We start from the raw sequence: 24,385 nt of genomic DNA on the forward strand, positions 1-24,385 counted from the left end.
TTAGCTGACCTTCCGGTAAGTAAGCCATTGACAACGCCGCGGCTATTGCTTACCTTCCGTTAAGTAAGCGAATCGAGGGGGTTGTCATGAAGGTCCTGATCTCCGGCGCCAGCGTGGCCGGTCCGGTGCTCGCCTACTGGTTGCACCGCTACGGTTTCGAGCCGACCGTCGTCGAGCGCACACCGGCGATGCGGCACGGTCTCGGCGGGCACGCCGTGGACCTGTTCGGCCCGGCCGCCGAGGTCGCCCGCCGGATGGGCCGCTGGGACGCGATCGAGGCGGCCCGGACCCGGATCGAGTCGATGACGATCGAGCGCTTCGGCAAGCGCCCGGTGAACATCGACCTCAGCCGCCTGTACGCCGGGATCTCCAGCAATCACGTGGAGATCCTCCGCGGCGAGCTCACCAAGATCCTGTCCGACGCCACCCGCGACAGCACCGAGTACGTCTTCGGCGACTCGATCACGGCCCTGCACGACGACGGCACCGGCGTGGACGTCTCGTTCGAGTCCGGCCGGGACCGCCGGTTCGACCTGGTGATCGGTGCCGACGGCATGCATTCGAACGTCCGCCGGCTCGTCTTCGGCCCCGAGGAACCGATGCGCCGGCCACTCGGCGGCTATCTCGCGGTGTACTCGATGCCCGCCGTCCTCGGTCTCGGCGACCGGATGCTCGGCCATCTGAGCGTCGACAGACTGTGCGGTGCGTACGGCGTGCACCAGACCGGCCAGGAGCGAGCGACCTTCCTGTTCCGGACGCCGCACGAGTTGCGCTACGACTACCGCGACAAGGACGAACAGAAAGCCCTGCTGCGCAAGGAGTTCCAGGACTACGGCTGGAAGGTGCCACAGCTCCTCGAGCACCTGGACGCAGCCGACGACTTCTACTTCGACTCGATCTCGCAGATCACCCTCGACACCTGGCAGCGTGGCCGGATCGCGCTCGTCGGCGATGCCGGCTTCTGCCCTGCACCAGCCGTCGGTGGTGGCACCAGCCTGGCGGTGGTGACGGCGTACATCCTGGCCGGTGAGCTCGCCGCGGCCCGCAGCGATCCGCCGTCCGGCCTGCGGAACTACGAGAAGGCGGTACGCCGGATGGTCGAGCTGAGCCGGGGTATCGGACCGCGAGTGATGCGTTCGATCATCCCCAGCGGTCCCGGCGCCGTGCGGCTGATGCCGATCGCGGCTGCCGCCGTACCGAAGCTGCCGATTCCGCTGCAGCGGTTCATCTGGTCGCAGAACGCCGCGGGCAAGGCACTGACCTCGGTGCCACTCCCCGACTACTCCGACCTGATCAGAGTGCCTCGCGCTGTCTAGTCGACAGCTTCCAGGCCCAGCCCGATCAGGCGGTCGCTGAGCCAGCGCAGTTCCTTGGCGATCCGTTTGGCCAACTGCTGCTTGGTCCGCGGAGGACGCGGCCACGCATAGACCTCGGACTCCAAGTGGTGCGTGAGTGCATGGCCGCCGCCGACCAGTCTGGCCAGACAGTCCTCCAAGACCAGGGTGGTCGCGGAGAGCGGAGGCGGCGGCGCAGTGTGGGCGGGGACGTGGGCATGCATGCGCCAGGCCGAGTGTCCCGACAACTCGTACGCCTGGGCCACGTCGTCCACACCCGGTCCACCCCACTCGCGCACCTGCCGCAGGTACTTCGGAGTCCCGAGCTGACCGAGCGCGTAGCGACCAGCCGCGTCACCCGGATCCACCAGCGTCGGCGCGACGGACAGTTGCCCCTTCACCACGTCGACGCCAGCCCGCCACAGCGTCTCGAACGCGTCGGCCGGCTGCTCGAACTGGGCCGCGAGATGACACGCGTCCAAGCCGAGTCCGATGCGCGACCTCCCGCCGTACGGGCTCGAGTAGCGGCTCAGCCAGGCGGCGGCCTGGCCGATCATCTCGAGGACGCAGCCGGGCTCGGGCTCGACCGCCAGCCGGATCGTCCGGCCGGTGCGGGACTCGGTCCGGGCGATGTGCTTCTCCAAACGATCGAAGGCCTCCCGAGCCGCGGTGTTGCGACCCTTCGACCACGGCACCCGCCAGGCCAGCGGCAGCGTCGAGACCGATCCGTACGACGCGTCCGCCGGGAGCAACTCGGCGAGTACGTCGATCAGGTCGAGGGTGTACCGGAGTCGCTCGGGCTCGGTCCAGTCCGGGCAGAACACCTTGGTCCCGACGACCGTGTCGGTGAAGTGGGAGTGCGGAATGCCGTTCAACGTGACGACTTCCAACCGGTTCCGGGTCAGCGACCGGCGCAGCTTCTTCAGGGAGGACGGCGAGTTGGCCAGCCGGTCGGCCAACGGGCTCGGAAACCACAGCCCGACCCCGAGCACCGGTACGTCGAGGGTCGCGCGGACCAGCCCCGCGCAGCCGTCGAGGCCGGCGATCATCTCGTCGAGATCCGCGGCCGGGTGAACGGTCGCGCAGTACCCCAGGTGGACGGTCGAACCGTCCCGATGACGGAACCTCATCAGCACTCCTCACCCCGTAGGCCACAGAAGGTGATCGCTAGCGGACTCTCCGTGACCTACTCAGCACTCTAGAAGCCTGACGGGCCGGGTGGAAGGGCTGATTTTCGGTTAGCTCACGTGGATGTGTTCCGGTTCGGCGGTGACCAGGTTCCGCGAGCGGTCCGCGACGGCCATCGCGGCCAGAGCGGTGGTGAGCGGGACGGCCGCGATGATCCCGAGGCTGCCGACCAGACCGCGGACCACTTCCATGGCGACCGTCTCGGTGGAGAGGACGGACTGGGCGGGAAGGCCCTGGATCGCGAAGACGAGCAGGGTCGGCATCGCCGCGCCGGCGTAGGCGAGCACGAGGGTGTTGACCACCGAGGCGACGTGGGTGCGGCCGATGCGCAGGCCGGCGCCGACCAGCTCACGCCGGTTCGCGGCCGGATTCGCGGCGGACAGCTCCCAGACCGCCGCCGCCTGGGTGACGGTGACATCGTCGAGTACGCCGAGCGCACCGATCACCATCCCGGCCACCAGCAGCCCGGTCAGGTCGATGTCCGGCGCGAGCTGTTTGGCGGCCGAGGCGCCCTCGGAGGCCAGGCCGCTCAGCTGGCAGAGCTTGGTGAAGATCCACCCGAGGACGACGGTCAGTCCCAGCGCCGCGATCGTTCCGGACAGTGCTATCGAACTCTCCGCATTGACCCCATGCGTCAGGAAGAGCGCTATCGCCATGATCACCGTGCCGCCGACCACCGCGACCACCAGTGCGTTCTCGCCCTTGAGGATCGCGGGCAGGATGAACTGCGTCAGCATGACCGCGGTCACCGCCAGCGCGATCAGCGCCGCGAAACCACGCCACCGCGAGAGCGCCACGACCGCGATCGCGAAGATCCCGGCGAGCAGCAGCAACGGCTTCGTCCGGTCGTGGTCGACGTACTGGTACCGGTCGGCGATCGTCTTCGCGTCGCTCTGCACTCCCAGCATCACGGTCTGTCCGACCTTGACCGGGATCGGGACCTGACCGGCCTTCGGCACCTGGACCGGCGCCAGCTTCCCCTTGTCCGGTCCGTTGCTCAGCTTGACCGTCGCCTCGTCGCACTGGTCCTTCGCGTTCGGGCACGCCTTGAGAGCGATCACCTCGCCGCGGGCGGTCTCGGTCTGGTACGACGCGACCTTCACGCCGCCGCCCGGCCACAGCACGATCATCGCGACCACAGCGGCCGTGATCAGCGGGATCAGGATCGCGGCGACCACGAACCGGACGCGCCGGGCGACGATCGCGTCCTGGTCCACCACCGAGGTGTCGACCACATGGTCGCCGTGACCATGTCCGTGTCCGTGCCCGTGACCGCGCGGAATGTCCAGGCGCCGCCTACGGTTGCTCCGGTGGTCGGCACGTCGGTGCCCGGCAGTGCGGCTGGCCATCGGTGAACTCCCTGTTTTGACAATCACTTCCAGTTAAATGAAAATGATTGTCATGAGATCTTGTGCTCGTGCTGTCGTCGCCGGCGCCACCGCCCTGGCCGCCCTCGCCCTGGCCGGGTGTGGGGGCTCGTCCGCCAGCGGCGCTGCTGACGGCAAGCTCGACGTCGTGGCTTCGTTCTACCCGCTCGAGTTCATCGCCCGCACAGTGGGGGGCGATGCCGTGAACGTGACCACGCTCACCGCCCCCGGCGTCGAGCCGCACGATCTGGAGCTGACTCCCAAGCAGGTGGGTACGGTCGCCACCGCGAAGCTGGTCGTCTACGAGAAGGGCCTGCAGCCGGCCGTCGACGAGGCCGTCGACCAGAACGCCAAGGACGCCGGCTTCGACGTCTCCCCGGCCGCCAAGCTGGAGGCCACCGGCGCCGACTTCGAGGAGCACGAGGAGCCCGGCGGCGCCGCCCCGGCCGCGCACACCGAGGACGCGCTCGACCCGCACTTCTGGCTCGACCCGGTCCGGTACGCCGACGTCGTCAAGGCGGTCGAGGAGAAGCTCGCCGCGACCGACAGCGCGAACGCCGAGGGTTACCACACCCGGGCGAAGGCCCTGCTGAACGAGATCGGCAAGCTCGACACCGAGTTCAAGACCGGTCTGGCCGACTGCAAGCTGAACACCTTCGTGACGAGTCATCAGGCCTTCGCGTACCTCGCGAAGCGATACGGTCTGACGATGGTCGGCATCGCCGGGTTCACCCCGGACGCCGAGCCGACCCCGGCCCGGATCAAGGAGGTCCAGGACATCGTGAAGGCCCAGCACGTGACCACGATCTTCTACGAGGAGCTGGTCAGCCCGAAGGTGGCCGAGACGATCGCCCGTGACGTCGGCGTGCAGACCGCCGTACTGAGCCCGATCGAGGGGCTGTCCGACGCGAACTCCCAGCAGACCTACCTGACCCTGATGCGGGACAACCTCCAGGAGCTGCGGAAGGCGAACAGCTGCTCGTGACACCACCAGAAAGCTCCGCGCAGGCCGTCCAGGTCGCCGATCTGTCGGTCGACCTGGGCGGTCGGCTCGTACTCCGGGGCGTCGACCTGCAGATCCGCCAGGGCGAGGTGGTCGCCGTCCTCGGTACCAACGGCTCCGGCAAGTCGACGCTGATCCGGACCATCGTCGGGCTGCTCCCGGCCGCGCGCGGGGAGGTCCGCCTGTTCGGTACGCCGGTCCCCCGCTTCCGCGAGTGGCGCCGGGTGGGCTACGTCCCGCAGCGCATCACCGCGGCCGGCGGTGTCCCCGCGACCGTGTACGAGGTGGTCTCGTCCGGGCTGCTGTCGAAGCGGCGGATGTTCAGCCCGCTGGGAACGGCCGGGAAACAGGCGATCGAGCAGGCGCTGGAGATCGTCGACATGGCCGACCGGCGCAAGGACGCGGTCGCCGAGCTGTCCGGCGGCCAGCAGCAGCGGGTCCTGATCGCCCGGGCGCTGGTGTCGGAACCCGAGCTGCTGATCCTCGACGAACCGACCGCCGGGGTCGACCTGGCCAGCCAGCAGATCTTCGCCGACGCGGTTCGCGAGCGGGTCGCCCGCGGCACCACCGTGGTGATGGTCAGCCACGACCTCGGCCCGATGGACGCGCTGATCGACCGCTCGGTCGTCCTGCGCCGCGGCCGGATCGTGTACGACGGCCCGCCGCACGCATCCCAAACGCACGCTCATGTCCACCACTCCCACACTGGTGACGAACCGGGATGGCTCACGTCATGACCATGTTCGAGTTGGAGTTCATGCAGCGCGCGTTGATCGCCGGGCTGCTGACCGGGCTGTCCGCGCCCGCGATAGGCACGTACCTGGTGCAGCGGCGGCTGTCGCTGATGGGTGACGGGATCGGCCACATCGCGATCACCGGTGTCGCTCTCGGCCTACTGACCGGCAGTGCGCCGGTGCTGACCGCTGTGCTCGTGTCGATCGCCGGTGCGACCGCGATCGAGCTGGTCCGCGCTCGCGGGAAGGCCAGTGGCGACGTAGCCCTCGCACTGCTCTTCTATGGCGGTATCGCGGGCGGTGTGCTGCTCATCGGCCTGGCCGGGCAAGGCGCAGCCACTCTGAACACCTATCTGTTCGGTTCACTCACTACTGTCTCGCAGAGCGACCTGTACGTCGTCGTCGGGCTGGCCGTCACGGTCCTGGTGGTGGCGATCGGGTTGGGACCACAGTTGTTCGCGGTCTGCCAGGACGAGGAATTCGCTCGTACGACGGGACTCCGGGTCCAGTTGCTCAACCTGCTGATCGCGGTAATGGCGGCCGTGACCGTGACCGTGGCGATGCGGACTGTGGGTCTGCTGCTCGTCAGTGCACTCATGGTCGTCCCGGTGGCGACCGCACAGCAGTTGACGCGCTCGTTCCGCAGTACCTTCCTGACCGCGTGTGTGATCGGTGTGGTCGCGTGTCTGGCCGGGATCGTCACGTCGTACAACGCGAATGTGGCTCCGGGCGCGACCATCGTCGTACTGGCGCTGGCCGGGTTCGTGGTGGCGGCGACGATCGGGACACTGCTGCGGCGGCGGTCCGGGCGAGCGCTCCCATTGGAGGACGAGGAGCCGGAGATCGGCGTACCGGCGCCGGAGCCGCATGTGGTGAGCGCCGGGCACCCGCACGCGCACAATCCGCAGTGCGGTCACAAGAAGGTCGAGCACGGCGATCACGTCGACTACGTGCACGACGGTCACCTGCACGCGGCTCACGGAGACCATTGGGATGAGCACTGATTTGCTGACTTCTGAGACAATCGGTGTGACTTGAGGACAGGAGGAACGGTGGCCATCGGAACACGCTCGACCCGTCAGCGCGCTGCGGTCGCGTCCGCGCTCGACAACCTCGACGACTTCCGGACCGCCCAGGAGATCCACCAGGAGCTCCGGGGCGCGGGTGAGGCCGTCGGCCTGACCACTGTCTACCGGACCCTGCAGGCGCTCGCCGATTCACGCGAGGTCGACGTCCTGCGCACCACGGACGGCGAGACGGCGTACCGGCGCTGCTCGAAGGGTCATCACCACCACCTGGTCTGCCGCAACTGCGGCCGGACCGTCGAGGTCGAGGGCCCGGCGGTCGAGCGCTGGGCCGACAAGGTCGCGGCCGAGCACGGCTACGCCGACGTCAGCCACACCCTGGAGATCTTCGGCACCTGCGGCGACTGCCAGCAGCCCAACTAGCGCAGGAGCCGCGGACCGCCGTCATGAAGTGCTGGTAGCCGCGGCGTCCGATCAGCCGCCAGACGATCCGCACCGGCGCCGGCAGGTCGGCCCGCATCCGGGCGGCCTCGTCAGCCTTCGCGGTCGCGAGCAGTTCGCCCATCGCGGTGAACCGCTGATGCGGCTTGAACTTGCTGAAGGCAACCTTTCCGAGGTGGTCCCACTCGGCCTGGGTGATGTGCGCCGCGATCAGCGGCACCACCCTCACCCGGGATCTCCTCGCCTGACTGTGGCCCAACTCACCTTTGCCTTCGAGCGCACTCAAAGGCGTACGGTCGAAGACATGAACACCACGGAGTTGCTCAGGCCGCCGGTCGACCCGCAGTTGCTGGGTCTGCTCGAGCTTCCGGACGACCTGCCCGAGCAGTTGTCGATCGCGGAGACCGCCGCGATCACCGGGCTCACCGCCCACACCCTGCGGTACTACGAACGGATCGGGCTGGTCCAGGTCGGCCGGGACGACGCCGGGTACCGCAGCTACGACCGGCAGGCTCTGGCCCGGATCGTGTTCGTCACCCGGCTGCGCGCGTCCGACATGCCGATCGGCACGATCAGTCACTACCTGGATCTGGTCCTGCAGGGCGACCACACCGCGCCACAGCGGCTCGCCCTGATGGAAGAACACCGGGCCAGGATCCAGCAGCAGCTGCGCGATCTGCAGCTCGCGCTGGCGGTGACCGACTACAAGATCGCCGTGTACGGCGGCAGTGCCGCTCCGTAAATCCGGTTGTGCTCGACCGCCGGTCCGCTCGTGGTCCGTCGGTGGGCGGAGCCATGCCAACTTCACGTAGGAGATTCTGATGAAACTGGGTAGCAACGGCGCCGAGGTCAGCCGCCTCGGACTGGGTTGTATGGGAATGAGCTTCGCGTACGGCGAGACCGACGACACCGAGTCGATCGCGACGCTGCACCGGGCGCTCGACCTCGGCATCACCTTCCTCGACACCGCGGACCTGTACGGCTTCGGCGCCAACGAGGAACTGGTCGGCCGGGCGATCGCGGACCGTCGCGACGAGGTGTTCCTGGCGACCAAGTTCGGCATCGTCGGCGATCCCCGGAACCCGGCCGCGCGTGGCGTGAACGGTTCACCGGCGTACGTGCGTTCCGCGATCGACGGATCGCTGCGCCGGCTCGGCCTCGACCACGTCGACCTGTACTACCAGCACCGCGCGGATCCGGCCGTACCCGTCGAGGAGACCGTCGGCGCGATGGCCGAGCTGGTGGAAGCCGGCAAGATCCGGTACCTCGGGCTGTCCGAGGCGTCGGCCGAGACCATCCGGCGGGCGCACGCGGTCCACCCGATCACGGCAGTGCAGACCGAGTGGTCGCTGTTCAGCCGGGACATCGAGGAGTCGGTGCTGCCGACCTGCCGCGAGCTCGGCATCGGGATCGTGCCGTACTCGCCACTCGGCCGCGGCATGCTGACCGGCGCACTGCCGCAGGACCTCGCGTCCGACGACTACCGCCGTACCCTCCCGCGCTTCGACGACGAGAACCTGGCGGCGAACCTCGCGCTGGTCGAGGAGATCCGCGCAGTGGCCGCCCGGTACGACGCGACGCCGGGACAGGTCGCGCTCGCCTGGGTGCTTGCTCAGGGCAACGACGTGGCGCCGATCCCGGGGACGAAGCGGCGTCGCTACCTGGAGGAGAACGCCCGCGCCCTCGAGGTGGAACTGTCCGACGACGACATCGCGTCGCTGGCCAAGCTCACCCCGGTGGGCACGCGCTACCCGGACATGAACTGGGTCGCCGGGACCACCGCGCCGCAGGACTGATAGACTGACCGCAGTAAGCCTTCCGTACCGGATCTTCTTCCGGCGGGAGGCTTTTCTGCGTTCTCAGACACCTTCTTTGTGAGGAGACCTATGTTCGTACGACGGGCCGGTGCGGAGGATCGAGTCGTGCTGGAGCGGTTGTGGCTGATGTTCCGGCACGACATGTCCGAGTTCCAGGGGCAGCTGCCGCGGCCGGACGGGAGCTACCGGACCGAGTGGCTGGAGAAGGTCCTCACCGGCGATCCGGACTGGGCCGGGTACTTGTTCTTCAGCGGCGAGAGCCCGGTCGGCTTCTGCTTCATGCGCGCGCTCACCCAACCGGTGCGAGTGCTGAACGCCTTCTTCATGGTGCGGCCGGTCCGGCGGAACGGACTGGGCCTGCGGGCGGTGCGCGACGTCCTCGCACACCACCCCGGCCCGGTTGACGTCGCGTTCCAGGAGAACAACCCCAAGGCCGTGAGGTTCTGGCACCGGGTCGCAACCGAGGTCTCCGGGGACGTGTGGACGTCGGAACGCCGCCCGATCGCCGGGAAGCCCGACGCGATCCCCGATGTCTGGATCTCCTTTCAGAACACCACAACCGACCGCAGCACGTCGCCGTGATGCATCTTGGTGAACGCGGCCTCCACCTCGTCCAGGGCGATCGTCTCGGAGACGAAGCGGTCCAGCGGCAGCCGGCCCTGCAGGTGGAGGTCGATCAGCAGCGGGAAGTCCCGGGTCGGCAGGCAGTCGCCGTACCAGCTGGACTTCAGTGAGCCGCCGCGGCCGAAGAAGTCCAGCAACGGCATCTCGAGCGTCATGTCCGGCGTCGGTACGCCGACCAGGACGACGGTGCCGGCCAGGTCCCGGGCGTAGAACGCCTGCTTCCACGTCTCCGGGCGGCCGACCGCGTCGATCACCACATCCGCACCGAACCCACCGGTCAGCTCCTGGACCGCGGCCACCACGCCGTCGTGGTCGAGGCCCTTGGAGTTGATCGTGTGGGTGGCGCCGAGCTCCTGGGCGGTGTTCAGTTTGCGCTCGTCGATGTCGATGGCAATGACCTTCGCCGCCCCGGCGAGCCGCGCGCCGACGACGGCCGCCGTACCGACGCCGCCGGAGCCGATCACGGCGACGCTGTCACCGCGGCCGACGTTGCCGGTGTTGATCGCCGCGCCGAGGCCGGCCATCACGCCACAGCCGAGCAGACCGGCGACCTCGGGCTTGGCGGCCGGGTCCACTTTCGTGCACTGGCCGGCCGCGACCAGGGTCTTGTCGGCGAACGCGCCGATGCCGAGGGCCGGGCTGAGCTCGGTGCCGTCGGCCAGCGTCATCTTCTGCTTGGCGTTGTGGGTGTTGAAGCAGTACCAGGGGCGGCCGCGCAGGCAGGCCCGGCAGTTGCCGCAGACCGCGCGCCAGTTGAGTACGACGAAGTCGCCCGGCTCGACGTCCGTCACGCCGTCGCCGACCGACTCCACGATCCCGGCGGCCTCATGGCCGAGGAGGAACGGGAAGTCGTCGTTGATGCCGCCTTCGCGGTAGTGCAGGTCCGTGTGGCAGACACCGCACGCCTGGACCTTGACCACCGCCTCCCCCGGCCCGGGATCGGGGATGGTGATCTCCTCGATCGACACCGGTAGGCCTTTGCCCTTCGCCACCACACCACGCACCGTCTGAGCCATTCCCCGACGCTATCCGGCGGACCCGCGTGCCGTCAGCCCCCTTGGGCGTGTCCACCGGTCGGGGGACAGGCAGTCCACCGGCCGGTGCTCCCGGGGGGCGCGGTCCGGACGGGAGGGTTGAGGCATGCAGACGGAGAACGCAGTGAGGGTGCGGGGCCTGGTGAAGCGCTACCCCGACAAGGTGGCGGTCGACGGTGTCGACCTGGACATCCACCGGGGTGAGGTGTTCGCCCTGCTCGGGCCGAACGGGGCCGGCAAGACGACGACCACGGAGATCCTGGAGGGGTATCGCCGGGCCGACGCCGGAGAGGTCAGCGTGCTCGGCACCGACCCCGGCCGGGGCGACCGGGCGTGGCGCAGCCGGCTCGGGATCGTCCTGCAGACCTCGCGCGACGAGGCCGAGTCGACGGTCGCCGAGCTGGTCAGCCACTACGCCGCCTACTACCCGAACCCCCGCGACCCGGACGAGGTGATCGCGGCCGTCGGGCTCGAGGAGAAGCGCAGGACCCGCCCGCGCAAGCTGTCCGGCGGTCAGCGCCGCCGGCTCGACGTGGCCCTCGGCGTGATCGGCAACCCTGAGCTGCTGTTCCTGGACGAGCCGACGACCGGGTTCGACCCCGAGGCCCGCCGGCAGTTCTGGACCCTGATCGAGAACCTGCGCACCAGCGGTACGACGATTCTGCTGACCACCCACTACCTGGACGAGGCCGAGCACCTGGCCGACCGGGTCGGGGTGATCGCCGACGGCCGGATGGTCGAGATCGGTACGCCGGAGACGCTCGGCGGGCGTGGAGCCCGCACCGCCCGGGTCTCCTGGAGTGACGCCGACGGCCCGCACGAGCTGCGCACCGACCAGCCGACGGCCGAGGTCGCCGCGCTGATGCAGCGCTTCGGCGGCGAAGTACCGGAGCTCGAGGTCCGGCGCCCGAGCCTGGAAGACATCTACCTGGACCTGATCGGCAAGGCCGCCGCCGACACCCCCAAAGTTGCGATCGAAGCTGGAGCACTCTGATGGCCGACACCACCACCAAGCCGCTGCCGTCGACGCTGTCGGTCGGCCTGGCCCGGACCAAGCTCGAGGTCCGCGAGTTCTTCCGGGAGAAGGAGGCGCTGATCTTCACCTTCTTCTTCCCGATCATCTTCCTCGGCATCTTCTCCGCCGTCTTCGGCAGCACCGACTTCAACGGCGTCAACGCGGCCACGTACTTCACGCCCGGGATGATCGCCTCCGGCATCTTCCTGAGCAGCTTCCAGTCGCTGGCGATCAGCATCGCGCTGGAGCGCGACGAAGGCCTGCTGAAGCGGCTGCGCGGTACGCCGATGCCGCCGCAGGCCTACTTCATCGGCAAGATCGGCCAGGTCCTGGTCACCTCGGTCGCGCAGGTAGCCTTGCTGCTGGCGATCTCCGGCCTGCTGCTCGGCGTCGACCTGCCGACCGAGCCGGACAAGTGGGCGAACTTCCTGTGGATCTTCATCCTCGGCACCGCGTCGGGATCGGTGCTCGGCATCGCGTTCAGCGTCGTACCGAAGTCCGGAAAGGCCGCGTCCGCGGTCGTCACCCCGGTGGTCCTGCTGCTGCAGTTCATGTCCGGCGTCTACTTCGTCTACAGCAGCCTGCCGGCCTGGATGCGCGGCGTCGCCTCGATCTTCCCGCTGAAGTGGCTCGCCCAGGGCATGCGGTCGGTGTTCCTGCCGGACGGGTTCGAGGTGAACGAGCCGAGCGGCTCGTGGCAGCTCGGCCTCGGCGCGCTCGTGCTCACGATCTGGCTGGTCGTGGGTCTGCTCGTCGCCCAGCGCGTGTTCCGCTGGACCCGCCGGGACGCGGGCTGATGAAGGAGCCCTGCGGTACGACGCCTGGCCCGGTGGCCCGGCGTCGTACCCCTGCCCGGGCCGGACCTCGTATCCGGATCCCGGTGTGGAGGAAGATGGTCACTGTGGAGACCTCATCCGGAGCCGGCCAGCCGGTGTGGACCCGGACCCTCGTCGGGTGGCACATCGTGTTCTGGGTGCTACTGACGATGACGCTGGTGCTGTCGTTCTCCGGTGATCTCGACCGGACGCAGCAGGTGGTGTTCGTCGGGACGGTGGTCGTGCTCGGGGCGGCGTACCAGTTCGTCGGCCGGCCCGCGATGGGGTCCCGGCGGCCGCTTGCGGCGTACGGGTACCGGCTGGTGCTGATCGCCTGCCTGATGGTGCTGGTCGGGTTGTATCCGCAGGCGATCTTCCTGATGTTCATCGCGACCGCGCAGATCTGGCTGCTGTGCGAGAACGTGCGCGAGAGCGCGCTGCTCAGCCTGCTGCTGGTGATCGGTGTCGGCGCGGCTCAGTTGTGGGGCGCCGGGTGGGGCTGGGACCCGTTCTGGGAGATCCTCCCGTGGATGCTGGTCAGCCTCGTGGTGAGCCTGCTGCTCGGGATCTGGATCGAGAAGGTGATCACGCAGAGTCAGCAGCGGGCGGTGCTGATCGAGCAGCTCGAGTCGGCCCGGGACGAGCTCGCCGAGGCGCACCACAGCGCCGGCGTGATGGCTGAGCGGGAGCGGATGGCGCGGGAGATCCACGACACGCTCGCGCAGGGGATGACGAGCATCGTGATGCTGGCGCAAGCAGCGTCGGTGGAACTGCAGCGCGGCGGTACCGACGGAACGGCGGCCCGGCTGGCGGCGATCGAGGACACCGCCCGGGAGAACCTGGCCGAGGCCCGCGCACTGGTTGCCGCGTTCACCCCGGTTGCGTTGTCGGAGGCAACGTTGACGGAGGTGCTGCGGCGGCAGGGCGAACGGTTCGCGGCCGAGACGGGCGTCGACGTACAGGTGTCGCTGGATCTTCCGGACGAGGAGGTCGCGGCGCTGCCGCAGGCGCAGCAGGTGGTGTTGCTGCGGTCGGCGCAGGAGGCGCTGGCGAATGTGCGGAAGCACGCTCGGGCGACGCAGGTGCTGATCACGTTGGGGCTGTCGGACGATGGCGTGTGGATCGAGATCCGGGACGACGGGTCCGGGTTCACGCCGACCGCGGTGTCCGGTGGGTTCGGGCTGAATGCGATGCGTGGCCGGGTCGAGGAGTCGGGCGGCTCGGTGCAGGTGGAGAGCTCGCCTGGTCACGGCACGCGGATTCAGGTGCTGGTTCCGGCTGGGGAGGATGCGTGATTCGGGTTCTGGTGGTCGACGACCATCCGGTGGTGCGGTCCGGGCTGATCGGGATGCTCGCGGTGACCGACGACATCTCGGTGGTCGGCGAAGCGGGTGACGGTTCCGAGGCCCTTGCGCTGGTGGAGTCGACCAGGCCTGACGTCGTACTGATGGATCTGCGGATGCCACGCACGGACGGGGTGACCGCGACCGGTGCGATCGTGTCCGGGTATCCGTCGACGCGGGTGCTCGTGCTGACGACGTACGACACCGACACGGACATCCTGCACGCGGTCGAGGCCGGGGCGGCCGGGTACCTGCTGAAGGACACTCCGCACACGGAGCTGCTGGACGGGATCCGTGCGGCCTCGCGTGGCGAGACTGTGCTGGCTCCGCCGGTTGCGGCGCGGTTGATGTCGCGGCTGCGTACGCCGGCAGCACCGGCCGCCGCTCAGCCGTCGCCGCGGGAGCTGGAGGTGCTCGCGGCGGTCGCGCGGGGGTTGAGCAACGCGGAGATCGGGCGGGAGCTGTTCATCGGTGAGGCGACGGTGAAGACGCATCTCCAACGGCTGTTCGCGAAACTCGACGTCGACGATCGCACTCGCGCGGTCACGGTCGCGATCGAACGCGGTCTGCTTCCGTCGCCGGGGCGCTGATCAGCGGTTCAGGCTTGCGTCCTGGGCCGGGCCGTCCAGGCGGTGGCGAAGGTCCTGCTCCACGGAACCACGGCCGACGTGCTGAGCCGATGGCGGTGTTGGATTCGAGCCCGCCCGCAGCGCGGCGGCCAACTCGGCATCGTGCTGTACGGCGCGACTCTCGGTGGCCTGGTTGACGCCGTACTGAGCCGCCTCACCGATGCGCGTCCGCTCGTCGTAGATGGTGTTCCCGGTGTCCCGCAGTCTGGCCTGGGCCTGCGTCACCGTGGTCCGCAGCGACTCGCTGGTCTGCTCGACGGCCCTCGAGTGCCGGGACTCGCCGATCTGCACCTGACCGGTCTCGAACGCCATCGACGACCTCCGGGTCTCGTCGAGCCGTTGCACCGTGTCCCTGATACCGGCGTCCGCGCGAACAGTGGCGAACTTGAGCTGCTCCAGCCTGGTGCGCAACCCGGTCGACTGCGCGGAGCCGGCGTACTCGGGAAGCTGGTCGAGCGCGTCGAGGTGCTGGAGGGCCTGATCGAGCCGGCCCGAACTGTAGGCCAGCTTGTCGCGGAGCTCCTCGAGATCGCGCTGACTGCTGCCGATCCGCGACGACAGCTCCCCCGCGGCGACCTGCGACGCGCCGAATGTCCGGCGGACCTGCATGTCGGCGTCGTTCCACTGCTCCATGGCGCGATGGTCCCGGGTCCGCTGGGCGACCTGCCCGGCCTGCTCGGCCGAACGCTCGGCGCCACGGACGACTCCGGCGGTGCCTGCCAGCCGCTGGACGTCTGTCAGGTGACGGCCGATGCTCTTGTCGACCTCGCCCAGGTCCTGCAGCACGTTGCGCATCGTCCGGTGCGCGTCGACCATCGCCTGCGCGATCAGATCGGTCCGGCCGGCGATCTCCGCCTCGTTCGCCATCAGTGCTCGTCCTTCGTCGTCTGTTGCGCCAGGTGCTCGTCCTCGGCCAGGCTCGCGCGCAGGGTCTCGGCCACCTGACGGACCTGCTCCTGCGCGGCGCGGAGTTCCCGCTCCACGGTCTGTTGCGGGGTCTCGTCGGTCGGCTGGTCCGGCACGCTGCTGCTCCTGTCGGTGAGAGATCTTCCGAAACAGCGTAGACGTGGCCGAGTCCACGATCGCTAGCTCTCGGCAACGACCTCGTTCGGTACGGCGCCGCCGTACCTGCGGTCGCGCTGGGCGTAGATCTCGATCGCCCGCCAGAGGTCGCGGCGGTCGAAGTCGGGCCAGAGGGTGTCGAGGAAGACCATCTCGGCGTACGCGAGCTGCCAGACCAGGAAGTTCGACGTACGCTGCTCGCCCGAGGACCGGACGAACAGGTCCACCTCGGGGATGTCCGGCGCGTACAGGTGCCGCGCGATCGTCTGCTCGGTGATCCGGTCCGGCTTGAGCTTGCCTGCGGCAACTTCCCGCGCGATCGACTTCATCGCGTCGGCGATCTCCGCGCGGCCGCCGTAGTTCACGCAGAACTGCAGGGTGATCGTGTCGTTGTGCTTGGTCCGCTCCTGCGCGTACTCCAGCTCGTCGATCACGCTCTTCCACAACCGCGGCCGCCGCCCGGACCACACCACCCGGACCCCCATCGCGTCCAGCTCGTCCCGCCGCCGGTGGATCACCTCCCGGTTGAACCCCATCAGGAACCGCACCTCGTCCGGCGACCGGGCCCAGTTCTCCGTCGAGAACGCGTACGCCGAGAGGTACTTCACCCCGATCTCGATCCCACCCTTGATCACATCCAGCAGCGAAGCCTCCCCCGCCCGATGCCCCTCGGTCCGAGGCAGCCCCCGCTGCTTGGCCCACCGCCCGTTCCCATCCATGACGATCGCCACATGCCGCGGCACCAACTCGGCAGGAATCCCCGGCACCCGGGCCCCGGAAGGATGCGGCTCCGGCGGAACCACCACCTTCTCCCCCGCCCGTGCCTCAACCCGACTCCGACGACGTCCCAATGGCGACATAAGCAGCAGTCTCCCACCCCTGGAAACCCGCTCTGCAGCAACCTGCAACCTGTGGATAACCCACCCGGACGAACACCCTCCGTATGACACCCTTACACCAACAGCACACAGATCGGAGCCCGAATGCCCTCCCGACCGGCCCTCGGCCGCGCCACCGCAGCCCTCTGCGCCCTCCTAGCGCTGACGTCCTGCCAAGGCTCCCCCGAAGCCGGCCACCCCAACACCACCCCGACTTCCCCCACACCCACCCCAACCCCCACCGCCCCCTCAACACCGACCTGGACCCCCGAACAAGAAGCCGCCATCACCGCCGCCAAAGCGCGCTATGTCGCCGCCACCGCCGCGGTGGATCGGGCCCTCGTTGACCCAGCCACGCTGAACCGTTCGGCGCTCGAAAAGGCAGGTGTCGGTGGCGAATGGATCATCACCGTCATCGACCAAGCCAGATCGATGACTCGCAGCGGCTGGTATCAGACCGGCAGCACGAAAATCACCAAGACCACGGTGACTTCAGTGAAGGTCGACGCGGAGCAACCAGAGGTGAATCTCAGCAACTGCCTGGACAGCTCGCAACTGGTCATCAGGTTCAAGAAAGACGGTAAACCCGTGCCAATGGGTCCCGGCAATGGACGCCGCCACCAATTCGTGTCCCACCTGGTGTACGCCGCACCCGCACCGGGCGGGCAAAAGATGTGGTTCTTGATCTCCGACAAGGACACCGGAACATGTTGAGAAGCGCTCGACGGCTCAGTTGGATCGGGATGGCGGCACTGGCCGGTCTCATTCTCTCCGGTGGCGCTGCGTCAGCGATCGACAGGCCACCGCCTCCGGGCCCCAACTACCAATGGGTCTGTGCCCTCCGCTACTGCCAATGGGTCGCCACCAACAATGTGACCCCTCCAGCCACGCCCGGTCACCCTGGCACGGATGACAAGCACGGCAAGAAGACCAAGCCTGTGTGCGAATTCCATGGCGCCGCGCAGGCATGCGTCGACGCACAGCTCGGTAACTGGTCGAACGGCCACCAGTGCTACATGCGCCGCGAGGTGCCTCAACCGCCACCTGATGACTTCCGGTGGCAAGGCCACACCGACGGCAGTATCTGGGCATGCGTGAGGGAGCAGGGGTACGACGAGGGTCGGCATCTCGTGACGGAGTGGGTCTGGCTGCCCGGTGAGCCTGACACCGTGGTGATTGATCCGGTGACGGTTGCTTATCGTGCGGTGGCGATGATGTTGTTGGCGCCGCCGTTGGTGAAGACGGCGCCTGGGGTTGGGCAGGTCGGGCTGGTGAACATGCCGGTGTGGCTGTGGGTGGACAAGACGGAGAACACCTGGGGCCCGATCGAGCGGACGGCAGTTGTGCCGGGGTTGTCGGTCACGGCTACAGCGCACGTCACAGCGATCAACTGGTCACTGGGGGACGGCACCACGATTCGGTGTGAGACTGCGGGGACGCCGTACGACAAGTCGATGGGTGTGAAGGACTCGCCTGATTGTGGGTATCGGTATAAGAAGACGTCTCGGGAGTTGCCTAAGTGCGTGTATCCGGTGACGGCTACGGCGCATTGGGACATCACGTGGCGGAGCACGTTGGGCGATACCGGGCAGATTGCCATGACGCAGCAGGCGAGCACCCAACTGCGGATCGGCGAGGCTGTTCCGGTTCTTGTCGATCCTGGCGGGTCAGAGGTCGCGGCGCCGGCGAAAGCGAGCTGCTGAGCGATGTGGTGCGCAGAGGACAGCGGGGTGATGGGGCTTGGCGCGTCTCTCCGCGGTGGGCCGTTGGTCCGCCCTGTGCTGACTAGACTCTGCGATATGCCTGGGCCTACGACAGATGCGCGGATCTACCTGCTGGATTCGGATGAGCGTCAGATCTCGCCGGGCGGGCCTGCGGTGGTGCGGCCTGACGGGGTGCGCGAGGAGATCCCGGTCGGGGTCTATCGGGCGATTCAGCACGTGATCGAGGCGATGCGGGCCGGGATGGCGGTGAAGGTGGTGCCGGTGCGGCCCGAGGTGCCGATCGACGAGGCAGCCGACGCGATCGGCATGGGGCGCGACGATCTGCGGGCTTATGTTGCCGAGGGCGCCGTTCCGTTCCGGTCGTCGGAGTACGTCGACTGGGTGCGACTCGCCGACGTGATCGAATGGGACAACCAGCGGCGGAAGGAGCAGGGCGCGGCGCTCCAGGAGTTGCTGGACGACGAGCCGTGGGACGAGCCGGGGACTGACGACCGATGACCGAATCGGACTCTCCGGTCCGATCGCAGCCGGAGCGTGCCTTCCTCGACGCGAACGTGATCCGTGGGCAGTTGACCAACGACATACTGCTGACGATGGCGTACAAGCAAGTCTTCGAGCCTCACTGGTCGCAGCACGTCTTGGATGAGATGCGCCGCAATCGGCCGCCGGGGGTCTCCGAGGAGCGGATCGACCGGCGCATCGCGATGATGAACAAGGTCTTTCCCCGGGCGACGACGAGCGGTTATGAGGATCTGGAACCGCAGATGCAGGCCGATCCCAAGGACAAGCACGTACTTGCGGGCGCCGTCCACAGCGGCTCCGACGTACTGGTCACCGATAACACCAAAGACTTCGACCCTCCGTCGACCGGGCCGAACGCGATGCGAGTCGAGAAAGTGTCGCAGTTCCTCAGCCGCAAACTCGAGGAAGACCCTGCGCGGGTTCAGGAAGCACTGCAGGAGATGCTCGACCGCAACAAGCGGGATCCCCGCACGATGCCGGCGCTGCTGGACAAGATGGCCACGCAACCGGAGCTCCGGGCGTTCGCTCAGAAGCTGAACGCCGTCGTCCCGACCGAGCAGCGTGGCAGCGCCGAGGTTCTGACCGCCAACCAGCGCGGCTCCGCGAAGTCGGCTGCTCTCGACGGGGTGGCGCCTGCGACGGGTGCGGCGCAGGCTCCGGGCAGCACACCTGAGGCTCGTAAGTCGACACCGCAGGGTCCGGAGAAGGCCAAGGACGTGGAGCAGGAGCACTGACGCTGCGAGCTCGGCGCCCTTGAGTCGGGTAGGCAAATAGGCTGACGGTATGGATGTGTTGCCGGGACAGTCGGAGATCTTTCTGTTGTCTGAGGAGGATCGGAAGGTGGCGCCTGCGGGGCCGACGTTGGTCGGGCCGGATCAGGTCAGGCATGACATTTCGCCGAAGGTCTTTGAGGCGATGCAGTTTGTCGAGGATGCGACGCGTCAGGGATTCGCGGTGCAGATCGTTGCCCTGCGGCATGAGCTGCCTATCGACGAGGCGGCCGCCGCGGTGGGCATGGGCTCGGACGAGTTGCGATCGTATGCGGTTGAGGACGCGATCCCGTTCCGTTCCAGCGAATACACCGACTGGGTGCGGCTGGCCGACGTACTGGCTCTCGTTGAGCGGCTGCGTGTGCAGCGCCGGGAGGCGCTTGATGCGATGTTGAGGGAGTCGGTGTACGACGATGACGACACACCCGCTCCCGGCCGCGAGCGGTAGCTGGAGATCCTGAATGCCGGAGCCACAACGGCGGGCCTGGAGAAGGCCAGGGACGTGGAGCAGGAGCACTGATGCCGCGAGCTCGGCGAGGGTGTCGGAGTGTGGGGCTTGGTGGATGCCGCACTCCGCGATGACGGACGGGCGGGCGGGCGGGCGGGGTGGTCATCTGCTGCGGTTTCTTGTGGGAGGCGTTGTCAGCTGGTGCAGTCGCGAACTGGGGGTGGGGAAGTAGCTTGGCCGCCGGCAGGGTCGACCAGGACCGGTCGTAGGTCTGTTACGCGGAGGGGTGTGGATCGGCTGAAGTTGAGGGGGATGTCGCCTTCCATGCCGCCGCCGGTCCAGTGGACGTTCCAATAGGCGGTGGCGGTGATTTGGTAGGTGCCGGACTTCTCGCAGCGTGAGGTCTTTCGGTATTTGTGGCCGCAGGTTGGGGACGCTGGGATCTCCTTGAGGGACTTGCCCTCGGCCATCGCGCGGCTGAACGGCGTACCCGCGCCTTTGCAGGTGACGGTCTCGCCGCCGCCCATTGACCACTCGATCCGGTCGACGGTCCCGGTCGCCTCGATCGCGACGCCGCCGACCGCTGCACGCTTGGTCTGCGGCCCCGTCGTCGTCGACCCCGGATCGGTCACCCACATCCAGATCGGCACGTTGACGATCCCCTCGTGGGTGGTGCTCTGCACGTACGGCGATAGGCCGAGTTGCGGCGCCACGAAGTCCATCGTCTCCACCACCTGCTGCGCCGCAACCCGTGGATCGATGGTCTGCGTCTGCCCCGGTTCGCGGATGACCGACTCGAACCGCTCGATCCCCTGCGGCCGGCCATCGACAACCCCGAGAATCACCCAGCACCGGTAGAACTTCGTGCCCGGCGGATAACCACTGACCGGATTCACCAACGACATCGGCGCTTCCTGTGGGGTCAAGTAACACCCCGAAGCCGCATCGAAGAACCCATCCGCCGTCCGACAAGGCACCGCCTGCCCCTCGAATACGCACCCAGACCCCCCAGGCTTCTTCGACCCGGGTGTCGTCTTCGCGTCATCGGCTGGCTGTTGCCCGTCATCGTCGGCGGTCAGCTCGCACTCGCCAGAAATGATGTCCTGCCTGCACTGTGGTGGATCGGAACCCAACGTCTGATCGGGACCCGCTATGGCGCTCGGGGCGGGCAATGCACATAGCGCGGAAACCAAAGCCAGGCCAGCTGCTCTCATCAGCATTGTGCTGCCTTGTTCATGCCGTAGTAGGCCTTCCAGGCGCCGTGGTCCAGGCGCATCTGCATCTCGTCGATCCAGCGAGTCGGCGTGCCGGGTTTCTTGACATTGCTGCCCTTCGCGTCAACCGTGGTTACCTTCGATCCGTCGACACATGCCTGGACAGTGACCTCGGCGATCTGACCAGTTGCACCAGCAGGCCCAACACTGAGCACCTTCGTCCAGATCACGTCGATCTGCCCGACACCACGCCACTTGCGCCCCCTGAACGTCGCCGCCTGATTCAGCTCGGTCTTGAGCATGATCCCGGTCGCAACCTTCGATAGCCCCGAGATGTCGTTGCCACCGCTCATGGCTGTCGCGAGTTTGGCCGCGATATACCCCCGGTACGCCGCCTGTGCGGCTGCTGCAGCGGACTGTTCTGGATCGGGTGACGGAGTACTCGACGTACTCGTCGGTGCAGGTGACGGGGTGAATGGTGTGGGGGTGGGGGTGTTTGGGGTGCAGGCGGGTAGGGCTAGGGCGGTGAGGGCCGCGGCCGCTGGGGGCAGTAGCCGCCTGATCATCGGACCTCCACGTACGGGTGTTGGACTACTGAGAGTGCAACTCTTCCATACGTACGGTTCGCGGCGTGGAGGTTATCCACAGGACTGCAGGTTGTTGCAGGGGCGTCAGGAGGTGAGGTCCAGGTGGGGGAGGGAGCGGAGTTGGTGGTCTTGGTGGTAGGTGAAGAAGGCGGCTATCAGGCCGGTGGCTTCGCGGCGGGTTTTTGGGTCGGCTTGGAGGGCGGTGGGCCAGTCGCCGGTGAGGAGGGCGGCCAGGTGGGCGACGGTGGTGGGGGCGGGCATGGCTGAGGCGGGTGGGCGGCAGGTGCTGCAGACCATGCCGCCGGAGGCGGGGTTGAAGGCTCGGTGGGGGCCGGGTTCGCCGCAGCGGGCGCAGTCGGCGAAAGAGGGGGCGTAGCCGGAGATCGCCAGGGAGCGGAGGAGGAAGGAGTCCAGGACGAGGGCCGGTTCGCGTTCGCCGGTGGACAGGACGCGGAGGGCGCCGGCCAGCAGGAGGTGCTGCTGGGTGGCGGGTTCCTTCTCCTCGACGACGAGGCGGTCGGCGGTCTCCAGCAGGACCGTGCCGGCCGTGTACCGAGCGTAGTCGCCGACGATGCCCTCGCCGTACGCCGCGATCGACTCGGCCTGGGTGACGACGTCGAGGGTGCGGCCGGTGGCGAGTTGCAGGTCGACGTGGCTGAACGGCTCGAGCCGGGCGCCGAAGCGCGACGACGTACGGCGGACTCCCTTGGCGACGGCGCGGATCTTGCCGTGCCCGCGGGTCAGCAGCGTGGCGATCCGGTCCGCCTCACCCAGCTTCTGGGTGCGCAACACGATCGCCTGATCCCGGTAGAGCGGCACGAGGTCAGTGTCTCACCCGCGACCGACATACTCCTCGAGGCTGATCGGACGGCTGCCCGTGATGTCCTCGACCGCGCGGGATACGTGACTGAGCTCGCCACTGGCGATCGCGGCGTACGACGTGACCCAACCGGCCACCTCCCACGCGGGAGCGCCGTAGCACTCGCGTGACCGGTAGGCCTCGTCGAGCGTCTCGGGCTCGTAGCGGAACTTCCGCCCCGACGCCTCCGTGAGTATCGCGGCCGCCTCGGCCAGCGTGAACGCGACCGGACCGGTGAGGTCGTACGTCGCCCCGCTGTGCCCCGGGTCCACCAGCACCCGGGCCGCCACCGCCGCCACGTCGTCCCGCGCGACCGCGGCCGTCCGCCCGTCGCCGGCCGGCCCCCGGATCACCCCGTCCTCACCGGCGAACCTGGGCACGAAGTCGAGATAGAGGTTGTCCCGCAGGAAGGTGAAGTCGACCCCCGTGGACCGGATGTGCTGTTCGGTATGCCAATGGTCCCGCGCGAACGTGAACGTCGCACCAGGCGCCGCCCCGGCAAACGAGGTGTACACGATCCGCGACACACCCGCCGCCACCGCCGCGTCGACCGTGGCCTTGTGCAACGAAACCCGATCCGCGGATTCCGTTGCACTGAGCAACATCAGCACGTCGACCCCGTCCAGGGCGTCCAGCAGCGCGTCATGTTCGCCGTACGCCGCCTGTGCCACCGAAGCGCCCGGCAGCACCGGAGCCCGCCCGGGGTCCCGGACGAGCAGCCGCAGCGGCACGCCGGAATCCGCCAGCCGGCGCGCGATCCGGGAGCCGAGCTGACCGGTCGACCCGGTGACCCCGATCACTTGCCCACCAGGTCCATTCCGCCCTGCGAGTACCGCTGCCCCGAGACCGCGTCCGCCGGGAACGCCTCGTCCAGCGCCGTCAACTCGTCCGCCGTCAGCGTGATGTCGGCCGCGCCCAGGTTCTCGGCCAGGTACTTGCGCCGTTTCGTCCCCGGGATCGGCGCCACATCATTGCCCTGCGCAAGCAACCACGCGAGCGCCAGCTGCCCCGGCGTGACACCCTTCACGGCGGCCAGCGCCTGGACCTGGGCGACCAGGTCGAGGTTGCGCTGGAAGTTCTCCCCGGTGAACCGCGGCAGCCCGCGCCGCATGTCGTCCGGCTCGAAGTCGTCGGGCGACTTGAGCTGACCGGTGAGGAACCCGCGACCGAGCGGGCTGAACGGCACGAACCCGATCCCGAGCTCCCGCAGCGTCGGCAGCACGACGGTCTCCGGGTCGCGCGTCCACAGCGACCATTCACTCTGTACGGCGCTGATCGGGTGCACCGCGTGCGCGGCCCGGACCGTGTCGCCGTTCACCTCGGACAGCCCCAGGTACCGCACCTTGCCGGCCTCGACCATCGACGCCATCGCCCCGACGGTCTCCTCGATCGGCACCTGTGGGTCACGCCGGTGCAGGTACCACAGGTCGACGTGGTCCACGCCCAGCCGGCGCAACGAGGCGTCGAGGGCCTCCCGCGCGTACGCCGGCGACCCGTCGACGACCGACGGCAGCGCGCTGGCGCTCGCCGGCCGCTTGAAGCCGAACTTGGTGGCGAGCACCACCTGGTCGCGGCGGCCGGCCAGGGCGCGGCCGACCAGTTCCTCGTTCTCGCCGTCGCCGTACACGTCGGCAGTGTCGATGAAGGTGCACCCCGCGTCGATGGCCGCGTGGATGGTGGCGACGGACTCGGTCTCGGTCTCGTCCGAGGTCACGCCGTACGACTGGGACATCCCCATGCAGCCGAGGCCGAGGCAGGAAACGGTCAGGTCACCGAGCTGGGATTCACGCATGACCCGAACCTACCGCCGGGACCCGTTGCGCTGGGCAACACCCTCCGCCCGGTCACCGTCCGTGACACCCACATTGCTGCCTAGACAACAACTCTGTGACATTTCGCCACCGCCCGCCCCTCCGCCCACGCCGTTCCGTATGTTCGGGCGGGCGGGTGGC

Annotated in this window: 29 protein-coding genes; 17 read left to right on the forward strand and 12 right to left on the reverse strand. The window is 68.3% G+C overall.

Features of this window, described 5'->3' with window-relative positions; translation table 11 throughout:
* Positions 1 to 86: 86 nt before the first annotated feature.
* Positions 87 to 1,316 carry an FAD-dependent monooxygenase gene (locus tag ACZ6O0_RS34415; protein ID WP_465769206.1) on the forward strand — a complete coding sequence of 410 codons (1,230 nt, stop codon included), beginning with the start codon at positions 87 to 89 and terminating at the stop codon, positions 1,314 to 1,316.
* On the opposite strand, the gene eboE is transcribed toward ACZ6O0_RS34415, so the two are convergent.
* Together eboE and ACZ6O0_RS34425 are read right to left on the reverse strand one after the other, a co-directional pair.
* On the reverse strand, positions 1,313 to 2,464 hold the full coding sequence (gene eboE, locus ACZ6O0_RS34420; RefSeq protein WP_465769207.1) for a metabolite traffic protein EboE: 1,152 nt from the start codon (positions 2,462 to 2,464) through the stop codon (positions 1,313 to 1,315). The two genes, ACZ6O0_RS34415 and eboE, sit on opposite strands and share 4 nt — an antisense overlap.
* A 108-nt stretch (positions 2,465 to 2,572) precedes the next feature.
* A complete protein-coding gene (locus ACZ6O0_RS34425) occupies positions 2,573 to 3,871 on the reverse strand; it encodes a YibE/F family protein (protein ID WP_465769208.1) in 1,299 nt (432 codons plus the stop codon).
* A gap of 52 nt (positions 3,872 to 3,923) precedes the next feature.
* On the opposite strand from ACZ6O0_RS34425, the gene ACZ6O0_RS34430 reads away from it, so the two are divergent.
* The 4 genes from ACZ6O0_RS34430 to ACZ6O0_RS34445 are packed head-to-tail and all read left to right on the forward strand — an operon-like array spanning position 3,924 to position 7,074.
* Positions 3,924 to 4,874 carry a metal ABC transporter substrate-binding protein gene (locus tag ACZ6O0_RS34430; RefSeq protein WP_465769209.1) on the forward strand — a complete coding sequence of 317 codons (951 nt, stop codon included), beginning with the start codon at positions 3,924 to 3,926 and terminating at the stop codon, positions 4,872 to 4,874.
* Entirely contained in the window at positions 4,871 to 5,629 is a 759-nt protein-coding gene (locus ACZ6O0_RS34435; protein ID WP_465769210.1) for a metal ABC transporter ATP-binding protein, read from the forward strand. The genes ACZ6O0_RS34430 and ACZ6O0_RS34435 overlap by 4 nt, the downstream gene beginning before the upstream one ends.
* Positions 5,626 to 6,630, forward strand: coding sequence for a metal ABC transporter permease (locus ACZ6O0_RS34440; protein ID WP_465769211.1), 1,005 nt, complete (start codon positions 5,626 to 5,628; stop codon positions 6,628 to 6,630). The genes ACZ6O0_RS34435 and ACZ6O0_RS34440 overlap by 4 nt, the downstream gene beginning before the upstream one ends.
* 48 nt (positions 6,631 to 6,678) lie before the next feature.
* A complete protein-coding gene (locus tag ACZ6O0_RS34445; RefSeq protein WP_465769212.1) occupies positions 6,679 to 7,074 on the forward strand; it encodes a Fur family transcriptional regulator in 396 nt (131 codons plus the stop codon).
* Here the strand turns inward: ACZ6O0_RS34445 and ACZ6O0_RS34450 are convergent.
* Positions 7,019 to 7,321 (reverse strand): hypothetical protein, encoded by a 303-nt coding sequence (locus ACZ6O0_RS34450; protein ID WP_465769213.1) that lies wholly within the window; start codon positions 7,319 to 7,321, stop codon positions 7,019 to 7,021. The genes ACZ6O0_RS34445 and ACZ6O0_RS34450 overlap by 56 nt on opposite strands.
* 75 nt (positions 7,322 to 7,396) lie before the next feature.
* Here ACZ6O0_RS34450 and ACZ6O0_RS34455 point away from each other — a divergent pair, with 75 nt between their 5' ends.
* The 3 genes from ACZ6O0_RS34455 (at position 7,397) to ACZ6O0_RS34465 (ending at position 9,491) form a co-directional block, all read left to right on the forward strand.
* Positions 7,397 to 7,834: a MerR family transcriptional regulator gene (locus ACZ6O0_RS34455; RefSeq protein ID WP_465769214.1), complete on the forward strand. Its 438-nt coding sequence runs from the start codon at positions 7,397 to 7,399 to the stop codon at positions 7,832 to 7,834.
* Between the two features lie 79 nt (positions 7,835 to 7,913).
* Positions 7,914 to 8,888 (forward strand): aldo/keto reductase, encoded by a 975-nt coding sequence (locus ACZ6O0_RS34460; RefSeq protein WP_465769215.1) that lies wholly within the window; start codon positions 7,914 to 7,916, stop codon positions 8,886 to 8,888.
* A 90-nt stretch (positions 8,889 to 8,978) separates the two neighbouring features.
* Positions 8,979 to 9,491 (forward strand): GNAT family N-acetyltransferase, encoded by a 513-nt coding sequence (locus ACZ6O0_RS34465; protein ID WP_465769216.1) that lies wholly within the window; start codon positions 8,979 to 8,981, stop codon positions 9,489 to 9,491.
* On the opposite strand, the gene ACZ6O0_RS34470 is transcribed toward ACZ6O0_RS34465, so the two are convergent.
* On the reverse strand, positions 9,455 to 10,549 hold the full coding sequence (locus tag ACZ6O0_RS34470; protein ID WP_465769217.1) for an S-(hydroxymethyl)mycothiol dehydrogenase: 1,095 nt from the start codon (positions 10,547 to 10,549) through the stop codon (positions 9,455 to 9,457). The two genes, ACZ6O0_RS34465 and ACZ6O0_RS34470, sit on opposite strands and share 37 nt — an antisense overlap.
* Before the next feature lie 124 nt (positions 10,550 to 10,673).
* Between ACZ6O0_RS34470 and ACZ6O0_RS34475 the strand changes: the two genes are divergently transcribed.
* The 4 genes from ACZ6O0_RS34475 to ACZ6O0_RS34490 all read left to right on the forward strand — a co-directional run bounded on the left by ACZ6O0_RS34475 (position 10,674) and on the right by ACZ6O0_RS34490 (position 14,330).
* Complete coding sequence (locus ACZ6O0_RS34475) at positions 10,674 to 11,561, forward strand: ABC transporter ATP-binding protein (RefSeq protein ID WP_465769218.1); 888 nt, start codon at positions 10,674 to 10,676, stop codon at positions 11,559 to 11,561.
* Complete coding sequence (locus ACZ6O0_RS34480; protein WP_465769219.1) at positions 11,561 to 12,379, forward strand: ABC transporter permease; 819 nt, start codon at positions 11,561 to 11,563, stop codon at positions 12,377 to 12,379. The genes ACZ6O0_RS34475 and ACZ6O0_RS34480 overlap by 1 nt, the downstream gene beginning before the upstream one ends.
* A gap of 95 nt (positions 12,380 to 12,474) precedes the next feature.
* Positions 12,475 to 13,692, forward strand: a complete 1,218-nt coding sequence (locus tag ACZ6O0_RS34485; RefSeq protein WP_465769220.1) for a sensor histidine kinase — start codon at positions 12,475 to 12,477, stop codon at positions 13,690 to 13,692.
* Positions 13,689 to 14,330, forward strand: a complete 642-nt coding sequence (locus ACZ6O0_RS34490; RefSeq protein WP_465769221.1) for a response regulator — start codon at positions 13,689 to 13,691, stop codon at positions 14,328 to 14,330. Before ACZ6O0_RS34485 ends, ACZ6O0_RS34490 begins: the two co-directional genes overlap by 4 nt.
* Here the strand turns inward: ACZ6O0_RS34490 and ACZ6O0_RS34495 are convergent, their stop codons facing one another.
* From ACZ6O0_RS34495 to ACZ6O0_RS34505, 3 genes are all read right to left on the reverse strand, one after another.
* Positions 14,331 to 15,236 (reverse strand): hypothetical protein, encoded by a 906-nt coding sequence (locus tag ACZ6O0_RS34495; RefSeq protein WP_465769222.1) that lies wholly within the window; start codon positions 15,234 to 15,236, stop codon positions 14,331 to 14,333.
* A complete protein-coding gene (locus tag ACZ6O0_RS34500; protein WP_465769223.1) occupies positions 15,236 to 15,391 on the reverse strand; it encodes a hypothetical protein in 156 nt (51 codons plus the stop codon). The genes ACZ6O0_RS34495 and ACZ6O0_RS34500 overlap by 1 nt, the downstream gene beginning before the upstream one ends.
* 63 nt (positions 15,392 to 15,454) lie before the next feature.
* Positions 15,455 to 16,234, reverse strand: a complete 780-nt coding sequence (locus tag ACZ6O0_RS34505) for an isoprenyl transferase (protein ID WP_465769224.1) — start codon at positions 16,232 to 16,234, stop codon at positions 15,455 to 15,457.
* A gap of 180 nt (positions 16,235 to 16,414) precedes the next feature.
* Between ACZ6O0_RS34505 and ACZ6O0_RS34510 the strand changes: the two genes are divergently transcribed.
* The 5 genes from ACZ6O0_RS34510 to ACZ6O0_RS34530 all read left to right on the forward strand — a co-directional run bounded on the left by ACZ6O0_RS34510 (position 16,415) and on the right by ACZ6O0_RS34530 (position 19,773).
* Positions 16,415 to 17,023, forward strand: a complete 609-nt coding sequence (locus ACZ6O0_RS34510; protein WP_465769225.1) for a hypothetical protein — start codon at positions 16,415 to 16,417, stop codon at positions 17,021 to 17,023.
* A 29-nt stretch (positions 17,024 to 17,052) separates the two neighbouring features.
* Positions 17,053 to 18,012 carry a hypothetical protein gene (locus tag ACZ6O0_RS34515; RefSeq protein WP_465769226.1) on the forward strand — a complete coding sequence of 320 codons (960 nt, stop codon included), beginning with the start codon at positions 17,053 to 17,055 and terminating at the stop codon, positions 18,010 to 18,012.
* A 96-nt stretch (positions 18,013 to 18,108) separates the two neighbouring features.
* Positions 18,109 to 18,531: a hypothetical protein gene (locus ACZ6O0_RS34520; protein ID WP_465769227.1), complete on the forward strand. Its 423-nt coding sequence runs from the start codon at positions 18,109 to 18,111 to the stop codon at positions 18,529 to 18,531.
* Positions 18,528 to 19,289, forward strand: a complete 762-nt coding sequence (locus ACZ6O0_RS34525; RefSeq protein ID WP_465769228.1) for a PIN domain-containing protein — start codon at positions 18,528 to 18,530, stop codon at positions 19,287 to 19,289. The genes ACZ6O0_RS34520 and ACZ6O0_RS34525 overlap by 4 nt, the downstream gene beginning before the upstream one ends.
* 49 nt (positions 19,290 to 19,338) lie before the next feature.
* A complete protein-coding gene (locus ACZ6O0_RS34530) occupies positions 19,339 to 19,773 on the forward strand; it encodes a hypothetical protein (protein WP_465769229.1) in 435 nt (144 codons plus the stop codon).
* 194 nt (positions 19,774 to 19,967) lie between these two features.
* Here the strand turns inward: ACZ6O0_RS34530 and ACZ6O0_RS34535 are convergent, their stop codons facing one another.
* The 5 genes from ACZ6O0_RS34535 to ACZ6O0_RS34555 form a co-directional block, all read right to left on the reverse strand.
* Positions 19,968 to 20,678 (reverse strand): hypothetical protein, encoded by a 711-nt coding sequence (locus ACZ6O0_RS34535; RefSeq protein ID WP_465769230.1) that lies wholly within the window; start codon positions 20,676 to 20,678, stop codon positions 19,968 to 19,970.
* Positions 20,679 to 20,986: 308 nt separating this feature from the next.
* Positions 20,987 to 21,340 (reverse strand): hypothetical protein, encoded by a 354-nt coding sequence (locus ACZ6O0_RS34540; RefSeq protein WP_465769231.1) that lies wholly within the window; start codon positions 21,338 to 21,340, stop codon positions 20,987 to 20,989.
* Between the two features lie 318 nt (positions 21,341 to 21,658).
* Positions 21,659 to 22,393: a DNA repair protein RecO gene (gene recO, locus ACZ6O0_RS34545; RefSeq protein ID WP_465769232.1), complete on the reverse strand. Its 735-nt coding sequence runs from the start codon at positions 22,391 to 22,393 to the stop codon at positions 21,659 to 21,661.
* Between the two features lie 12 nt (positions 22,394 to 22,405).
* Positions 22,406 to 23,233, reverse strand: a complete 828-nt coding sequence (locus tag ACZ6O0_RS34550) for an SDR family oxidoreductase (protein WP_465769233.1) — start codon at positions 23,231 to 23,233, stop codon at positions 22,406 to 22,408.
* Positions 23,230 to 24,225, reverse strand: coding sequence for an aldo/keto reductase (locus ACZ6O0_RS34555; protein ID WP_465769234.1), 996 nt, complete (start codon positions 24,223 to 24,225; stop codon positions 23,230 to 23,232). Before ACZ6O0_RS34555 ends, ACZ6O0_RS34550 begins: the two co-directional genes overlap by 4 nt.
* Positions 24,226 to 24,385: the final 160 nt, after the last annotated feature.

Source organism: Kribbella sp. NPDC048837, assembly GCF_055586945.1.

Coding starts and splice junctions, on each gene's coding strand:
- ACZ6O0_RS34510 (WP_465769225.1), top strand. CDS start 16,415: ATGCCCTCCCGACCGGCCCTCGGCCGCGCCACCGCAGCCCTCTGCGCC.
- ACZ6O0_RS34430 (WP_465769209.1), top strand. CDS start 3,924: ATGAGATCTTGTGCTCGTGCTGTCGTCGCCGGCGCCACCGCCCTGGCC.
- ACZ6O0_RS34530 (WP_465769229.1), top strand. CDS start 19,339: ATGGATGTGTTGCCGGGACAGTCGGAGATCTTTCTGTTGTCTGAGGAG.
- ACZ6O0_RS34535 (WP_465769230.1), bottom strand. CDS start 20,678: ATGTCGTTGGTGAATCCGGTCAGTGGTTATCCGCCGGGCACGAAGTTC.
- ACZ6O0_RS34440 (WP_465769211.1), top strand. CDS start 5,626: ATGACCATGTTCGAGTTGGAGTTCATGCAGCGCGCGTTGATCGCCGGG.
- ACZ6O0_RS34415 (WP_465769206.1), top strand. CDS start 87: ATGAAGGTCCTGATCTCCGGCGCCAGCGTGGCCGGTCCGGTGCTCGCC.
- ACZ6O0_RS34520 (WP_465769227.1), top strand. CDS start 18,109: ATGCCTGGGCCTACGACAGATGCGCGGATCTACCTGCTGGATTCGGAT.
- ACZ6O0_RS34555 (WP_465769234.1), bottom strand. CDS start 24,225: ATGCGTGAATCCCAGCTCGGTGACCTGACCGTTTCCTGCCTCGGCCTC.
- ACZ6O0_RS34455 (WP_465769214.1), top strand. CDS start 7,397: ATGAACACCACGGAGTTGCTCAGGCCGCCGGTCGACCCGCAGTTGCTG.
- ACZ6O0_RS34475 (WP_465769218.1), top strand. CDS start 10,674: ATGCAGACGGAGAACGCAGTGAGGGTGCGGGGCCTGGTGAAGCGCTAC.
- ACZ6O0_RS34480 (WP_465769219.1), top strand. CDS start 11,561: ATGGCCGACACCACCACCAAGCCGCTGCCGTCGACGCTGTCGGTCGGC.
- eboE (WP_465769207.1), bottom strand. CDS start 2,464: ATGAGGTTCCGTCATCGGGACGGTTCGACCGTCCACCTGGGGTACTGC.
- ACZ6O0_RS34485 (WP_465769220.1), top strand. CDS start 12,475: ATGGTCACTGTGGAGACCTCATCCGGAGCCGGCCAGCCGGTGTGGACC.
- ACZ6O0_RS34460 (WP_465769215.1), top strand. CDS start 7,914: ATGAAACTGGGTAGCAACGGCGCCGAGGTCAGCCGCCTCGGACTGGGT.
- ACZ6O0_RS34495 (WP_465769222.1), bottom strand. CDS start 15,236: ATGGCGAACGAGGCGGAGATCGCCGGCCGGACCGATCTGATCGCGCAG.
- ACZ6O0_RS34515 (WP_465769226.1), top strand. CDS start 17,053: ATGGCGGCACTGGCCGGTCTCATTCTCTCCGGTGGCGCTGCGTCAGCG.
- ACZ6O0_RS34525 (WP_465769228.1), top strand. CDS start 18,528: ATGACCGAATCGGACTCTCCGGTCCGATCGCAGCCGGAGCGTGCCTTC.
- ACZ6O0_RS34540 (WP_465769231.1), bottom strand. CDS start 21,340: ATGAGCGGTGGCAACGACATCTCGGGGCTATCGAAGGTTGCGACCGGG.
- ACZ6O0_RS34465 (WP_465769216.1), top strand. CDS start 8,979: ATGTTCGTACGACGGGCCGGTGCGGAGGATCGAGTCGTGCTGGAGCGG.
- ACZ6O0_RS34425 (WP_465769208.1), bottom strand. CDS start 3,871: ATGGCCAGCCGCACTGCCGGGCACCGACGTGCCGACCACCGGAGCAAC.
- ACZ6O0_RS34470 (WP_465769217.1), bottom strand. CDS start 10,549: ATGGCTCAGACGGTGCGTGGTGTGGTGGCGAAGGGCAAAGGCCTACCG.